5 protein-coding genes are annotated in these 4,090 nt (G+C 63.0%); 4 read left to right on the forward strand and 1 reads right to left on the reverse strand.

Annotated elements, in window-relative coordinates:
• Nucleotides 1-392 (reverse strand): CoA-binding protein (locus EN949_RS33430; protein ID WP_164782627.1); only part of this gene is annotated, 392 nt, incomplete at its 3' end.
• Between the two features lie 154 nt (nucleotides 393-546).
• On the opposite strand from EN949_RS33430, the gene EN949_RS33435 reads away from it, so the two are divergent.
• The 4 genes from EN949_RS33435 to EN949_RS33450 form a co-directional block, all read left to right on the forward strand.
• A complete protein-coding gene (locus tag EN949_RS33435) occupies nucleotides 547-933 on the forward strand; it encodes a DUF302 domain-containing protein (RefSeq protein ID WP_127367246.1) in 387 nt (128 codons plus the stop codon).
• 34 nt (nucleotides 934-967) lie between these two features.
• The gene (locus tag EN949_RS33440; protein WP_127367247.1) at nucleotides 968-2,821 is read left to right on the forward strand and encodes a heavy metal translocating P-type ATPase; all 1,854 of its coding nucleotides are present in this window, start codon (nucleotides 968-970) and stop codon (nucleotides 2,819-2,821) included.
• A gap of 28 nt (nucleotides 2,822-2,849) precedes the next feature.
• Nucleotides 2,850-3,299 (forward strand): thioredoxin TrxC, encoded by a 450-nt coding sequence (gene trxC, locus EN949_RS33445; protein ID WP_127371932.1) that lies wholly within the window; start codon nucleotides 2,850-2,852, stop codon nucleotides 3,297-3,299.
• Nucleotides 3,300-3,312: 13 nt separating this feature from the next.
• Nucleotides 3,313-4,090, forward strand: a 778-nt coding sequence (locus EN949_RS33450) for an MgtC/SapB family protein (protein ID WP_127371933.1), incomplete at its 3' end; no start/stop codon positions are given.

The following is a 4,090-nucleotide window of genomic DNA, read 5'->3' on the forward strand; positions in this document are numbered from 1 at the left end:
ACCGTGTTCGGTCCGATGATGCGGAAAAGATTGGGCTTGGCGGCGTCGAGCATGGCCTGACGCAGGCCGTTCTCGCGCGTAAGTCCGGCGGTGATCACGACTGCCGCTCGCGTGCCCTTGTCGCCGAGCTCGCGCACGATGCCGGGAACCGTCTCCGGCGGCGTCACGATGACACCGAGGTCGGGAATGCCTGGCAGGTCGGCCGCCTTCGCGTAGCAACGTCGACCAGCCACCTGCGAATGTTTCGGGTTGACCGGCCAGATCTCGCCTTCGAAGCCGCCATTGACGATGTTGTCGAAGACGACACGGCCGACCGACCCGTCGCGCACCGATGCCCCGAACACGGCAACCGACTTCGGAGCGAACGCATGATCGAGATTTCGGATTGTCACCCCCAATGTCTCCTATTCCTTGCAATCATCGCCAATCGATCTTGCCCGTTCGTTGCGTTGGATCAAAGCGTTCTCTGGTCATCGCGATTAGCTCTTGCGCGAGGTCGCTCACAAAGTGGCGACGAGCTGTTGCGACCAATGACTGGAGAGTTGGATGGGCTACTATTTCAGCAAGATCATCGCCATGCCGTTCACAGCGGCAATCGACCTCGTGACCGACAAGCTCGCAAGCAAGGGGTTTGGTGTTCTGACCTCGATTGATGTCCAGCAGACCATGCAGGCCAAGCTTGGCGCAGATTTCAGGCCATATGTGATCCTGGGCGCGTGCAATCCGCATTTCGCATGGCGGGCGCTTCAAGCCGAAGACAAGATCGGAACCATGCTGCCTTGCAACGTCATCGTCACCGAGGTCGGACCGGGAAAGGTGGAGGTCGCAGCGGTGGATCCGGTCGCTTCAATGGGCGCTATCGGCAATCGCGAGCTTGCGCAGGTCGCGAACGATGTGCGTCGCCTGCTCGAGGAGATGGTCCGCGAACTCTAGCGCCAAAGGGGGCCACCAACTTGAGGGACATCGGATGAACGAGTCTGCACTACGACGCGCATTGCTGGTCATCGCCATCCTGGGTCTCGCCGTTGGAATCGGAGCCTGGCGAACGGGGCTCGGGCCCATTGAAGCCGACACGATCTGGACGGTGGCGACCTTGCCCGTGGTGGCGGCTCTCGCCATCTCCATTCTGCGTGATTTCTGGATTGGCCGCTTCGGTGTCGATGCGATTGCCTTGGTGTCGATGTCCGCCGCGCTGCTGCTCGGTCAACCCCTGGCGGCAATAGTGGTCGCGATCATGTATGCCGGCGGCACGGTGCTTGAGGATTTCGCCCGCGGCCGCGCGGAACGCAGCCTCAAGGCGTTGACAGATCGATCGCCGCGTGTCGCCCATCGGACGTCAACACTGGGGACAGAGACCATCTCCGTGGAAGACGTTGCCGTGGGCGACGAGCTTCTGGTTCGGGCCGGCGAACTGCTTCCCGTCGACGGCATCCTGCTCGATGCTTCGGCCTCGCTCGACGAGTCAGCGGTGACCGGTGAGCCGCTGCCGGAACGGCGGACAGCGGGCGATATGCTGCGCAGCGGCACCATCAATGCGGGCGAGACCTTCAGCATGCAGGCTTCTGCCTTGGCAGAACAGAGCACCTATGCCGCGATCGTACGCATGGTGGCTGCAGCGCAGACGGCGAAATCGCCGTTCATCCGCATGGCCGACCGCTTCGCCCTGTTCCTGCTGCCAGTCACATTGCTGGTTTCCGGTGCCGCCTGGTACATCTCCGGCGATCCAATCCGGGCGCTGGCCGTGCTGGTGGTCGCGACACCTTGCCCGCTCATCCTTGCGGCACCGGTTGCCTTCATCGGCGGCGTGTCCCGCGCCGCGCGTGCAGGCATCTTGATGAAAGGCAGCGCGGCTCTGGAGGCTCTTGCGCAGGTCCGAACCGCGATCTTCGACAAGACGGGGACCTTGACCATCGGCGGCGCCGAACTCATTGAAATCGAGACAGCACCCGGCCGTGACGCGAACCAATCGCTGCAGCTGTTGGCATCCCTGGAACAGGCCTCGCACCATGTGCTAGCCGACTCCATCATCCGGGCGGCGCGCGGCAGACAGCTGATGCTTTCGCATCCGCATGATGTTCACGAGCACCGCGGTGCGGGCCTGAAGGGCCGGGTCGACAACATGTCGATCGCTGCGGGATCACGGGCTCTCGTGCTTACTGACAAGCCGCTGCCCCGCTGGGCGAAAAGCGGCGAGGAAAAATATCGGGACGAGCCGGTGCTCAGGGTCTTTGTAGCACTCGGCGGACGGCTTGCCGGTGTTTTCACGTTCGGAGACGCCCTGCGCGTTGATGCGCATGACGCACTCGGCAAGCTACGCTCGGCCGGCATTGCGCGCATGATCATGCTCACAGGTGACGACGGCGCGGCAGCCACGCGCATTTCCGCCTTGCTCGACCTCGACGCCGTTGTCGCCGATGCGATCCCTGCCGAAAAAGTCGCGACGGTCGAAGCCGAGAAAGCCCTGGCGCCGACGATGATGATCGGCGACGGCATCAACGATGCCCCCGCCTTGGCGGCCGCAACGGTCGGTGTGGCCATGGGCGCACGTGGTGCGACCGCCTCCTCCGAGGCAGCTGATGTCATCGTGCTGACCGACAGGCTGCAGCCCGTCGCCGATGCAGTTCGGATTGCACGGCGAACGCGATCGATCGCCTTGCAAAGCATCATCGCCGGGCTGGCGTTGTCGGGGCTGGCAATGATCGCGGCGGCCATGGGACAGATTACCCCGGTTGCCGGAGCGTTGCTTCAGGAAGGGATTGACGTGGCGGTCATCCTGAACGCGTTGCGCACTCTTGGCGATGGCCATCTATGGCGCGCATAGTGGTCGAGAGCAAAATCGGTAAATGACCATGGCACAGCAGAATCTGGTGGTTTGCAGCAAATGCGGTGGCGTCAACCGCCTGCCGCCGGGTCGCAATGCTATGGAAGCGAAATGTGGAAAGTGCGGGAACAGGCTGTTTTCCGGGCATCCCGAAGATGTCGATGCCGCGATCTTCGATAATCAGATCGAGCGCAGCAGCCTTCCAGTTGTCGTCGATATCTGGGCACCCTGGTGCGGCCCCTGCAAGATGATGGCACCGGCATATGAGGCAGCAGCAAGTGAACTGGAGCCGCATGTCCGTCTGATCAAAGTCAATTCCGACAATGAGGAAGCTGTTGCGGCCAAGCTCGGCATTCGCAGCATCCCGACCATGGTCCTCTTTCATGGCGGGCGCGAAATCGCGCGCACGTCCGGCGCAATGACGGCGGGCCAGATCGTCAGGTGGGTTCGCGACCGCCTGCCGACGGTCGCCGCCTGAAGTCGCCCCGCCAATGGATCCACTCATCGCCCGGCTCGGACTGGCCCTCGCAATAGGTCTCCTCGTCGGCTTGGAGCGTGGCTGGCAGGAGCGGGATGCACCCGATCGCAGTCGCACAGCCGGCATCCGGACATATGGTATATCCGGCCTGCTTGGCGGCGTGCTCGCCGCACTCGCCAGTGCACTCAGCGCGGTACCCATGCTGGTCGGCGGCTTCATCGCCTTTGCGGCAATCTTCGCCTGGTACAAGGCGCGCGAGGCTGTCCATGACGAGGATTTCAGCGTCACGAGCGTGATCGCTGGTCTTTGCGTCTTCGCGCTTGGGTCGCTTTCGGTCGCCGGCGATTATCGGGCTGCAGCTGCCGGTGGGGCGGCACTGGCGGCAATCCTGGCTAGCCGCGAGGTCCTTCACGGTCTTTTGAAGCGACTGACCTGGATCGAACTCCGGTCGGCACTGATCCTTGCGGTGATGACAGCGATCGTCTTGCCCCTGCTGCCAAACCGGACGTTGGACCCGTGGGGCGGTTTCAATCCGTGGGAGGTCTGGTTTCTGACAGTGCTGATGGCCTCCATATCGTTCGCCGGCTATGTGGCTGTTCGCATTCTTGGCAATACGCGTGGTCTGCTGGTCAGTTCGCTCACCGGTGCGATCGTTTCCTCCACCGCCGTGACCTTGGCGCTTGCCCGCAACGTCGCCTCGGCGAGCAGTCCGCTGCCGCTCGCCGGGGCGGCATCGCTGGCTGCAATGGTTTCGGTTCTCCGCGTCTGCGCCGTGGTTCTGATCGTAGAGC

Source organism: Mesorhizobium sp. M7A.F.Ca.US.007.01.2.1, assembly GCF_003998165.1.
GTDB classification, from domain to species: domain Bacteria; phylum Pseudomonadota; class Alphaproteobacteria; order Rhizobiales; family Rhizobiaceae; genus Mesorhizobium; species Mesorhizobium ciceri.

What these genes read in the sequence shown, in the direction of transcription:
- trxC (WP_127371932.1), top strand. Translation starts at nt 2,850, where the DNA reads ATGGCACAGCAGAATCTGGTGGTTTGCAGCAAATGCGGTGGCGTCAAC.
- EN949_RS33435 (WP_127367246.1), top strand. Translation starts at nt 547, where the DNA reads ATGGGCTACTATTTCAGCAAGATCATCGCCATGCCGTTCACAGCGGCA.
- EN949_RS33440 (WP_127367247.1), top strand. Translation starts at nt 968, where the DNA reads ATGAACGAGTCTGCACTACGACGCGCATTGCTGGTCATCGCCATCCTG.